Source organism: Janthinobacterium sp. CG_23.3, from assembly GCF_046115965.1.
Lineage (GTDB): Bacteria > Pseudomonadota > Gammaproteobacteria > Burkholderiales > Burkholderiaceae_D > Janthinobacterium.
The window spans coordinates 1-1,608 of record NZ_JBJXIB010000257.1; the positions used below are offsets into that span (position 1 = coordinate 1).

The 1,608-nt window shown below is 69.9% G+C and carries 3 protein-coding genes; all 3 read left to right on the top strand.

The window, feature by feature from the left end:
- Window positions 1-183 (top strand): hypothetical protein (locus ACFDR9_RS27620; RefSeq protein WP_409033066.1); only part of this gene is annotated, 183 nt, incomplete at its 5' end.
- An 8-nt stretch (window positions 184-191) separates the two neighbouring features.
- Complete coding sequence (locus ACFDR9_RS27625; protein WP_017877092.1) at window positions 192-890, top strand: CerR family C-terminal domain-containing protein; 699 nt, start codon at window positions 192-194, stop codon at window positions 888-890.
- A partial coding sequence (locus tag ACFDR9_RS27630; protein ID WP_409033067.1) for a TolC family protein occupies window positions 887-1,608 on the top strand: 722 nt, incomplete at its 3' end. The genes ACFDR9_RS27625 and ACFDR9_RS27630, both read left to right, overlap by 4 nt.

The window sequence follows — 1,608 nt, forward strand, 5'->3', positions numbered from 1 at the left end:
GCCACAGAACCCGTTACGCCCAGCTGCACCGCTTATGAAAGCGGGTACCCGCTACCGATCCGAAAGTCAATTTCCATACAAAACGGCATAGAGCCGCGCCGGCTGGCGCAAGGCCCGGCGCCGCGGGCGTTCAAACTAAGCAATCGTTTTAGTTATATCAATCGTTTGAAACGTATGGTTTAATAGCATTTATGAATGATAGATCCACCAACAACAAAGCCGGCCGCCCCGCCGACGACGCGCGCAAGCCGCGCTCGGACGGCGAGCAGTCGCGCGAGCGCCTGCTGATGGCGGCCATGCGCCTGTTCGCCGAGCGCGGCTTCGACAAAACCCCGACCCGCGAAATCGCCCTGGCCGCCGGCGCCAACGTCGCCGCGATCAGCTACTATTTCGGCGACAAGGCCGGCCTGTACCGCGCCGCGCTGTCGGCCTCGTCCTCCAGCCCGGAACACGACATCGGCTTGTTCGACCAACCCCATTTCACGTTGCGCCAGTCGCTCGACGGCTTCTTCACGCTGCTGCTCGAACCGATGCGCCAGGGCGAGACGGCGCAGCTGTGCATGCGCATGTGGTCGCGCGAGATGCTCGAACCGACCGGCCTGCTGGCCGAGGAAATCGACCAGTCGATCAAGCCGATGCACCTGGCGCTGGTGTCCCTGCTGTGCCGCCACCTCGGCGTCGCCGGCGCCGACGACGATATGCACCGGCTGGCCTTCGCCATCACCGGCCTGGGCCTGCAAGTGATGCTGGGCTGCGACGTGATCCGCGCGGCGCGCCCGCAATTGCTGGACACGCCCGACGCGGTGCTGCGCTGGCAGCCGCGCCTAGTCGGCTATGCCGAGGCGATCGTCGCCGCCGAACAAACCCGTCTACGACAAGGAAGCATATGAAGACTCTTCAACGCGCGTTGGCAGCCGCCGCCGCGATGGCGCTGAGCGCCTGCGCCAGCCAGGCGCCGGCGCCGCGGGTGGCGCACGCCGCGCCGGCGCAATGGCAGGCGCCGCTGCCGCACAACGGCAGCGTCGACGACCTGGCCGGCTGGTGGCAGCGCCAGGGCGACGCCCTGCTGGTGCAACTGATCGCCGCGGCCCAGGAAGTGAGCCCGTCGGTCGCCGCGGCCCGCAGCCGCATCGCGCAGTCGCGCGCCGAGCGCGTCGGCAGCGGCGCGGCGCTGGGGCCGACGCTGGACGCCAACGCCAGCGCCAGCCGCACGAGCCAGCAGTCGGCCCAGCCGCTCGGCACCACCGCCCAGGCGGCGCTGCAGGCGGCGTGGGAGATCGACCTGTTCGGCGCCAACCGCGCCGCCCGCGACGCCGCCCAGGCGCGCCTGGACGGCGCCCACGCCGGCTGGCACGACGCCCGCGTCTCGGTCGCCGCCGAGGTGGCCAACCAGTATTACAGCCTGCGCGCCTGCGCCCGCCTGCTGGCCGTGGCGCAGCAGGACGCCGCCTCGCGCGCCGACACCGCCCGCCTGACCGAGCTGACCGCCGGCGCCGGCTTGCAGGCGCCGGCCAGGGAGCAGCGGGGGTACGGCAACACGACAAAGAGGAAACCACGAGCAACCAAAAAAGGGGCAGAACTCGAGTACGGCAGGACAGGGCGTGTGGG

Bases quoted from the DNA above. Each gene is read 5' to 3' on its own strand.
- ACFDR9_RS27625 (WP_017877092.1), top strand. From the start codon at position 192: ATGAATGATAGATCCACCAACAACAAAGCCGGCCGCCCCGCCGACGAC.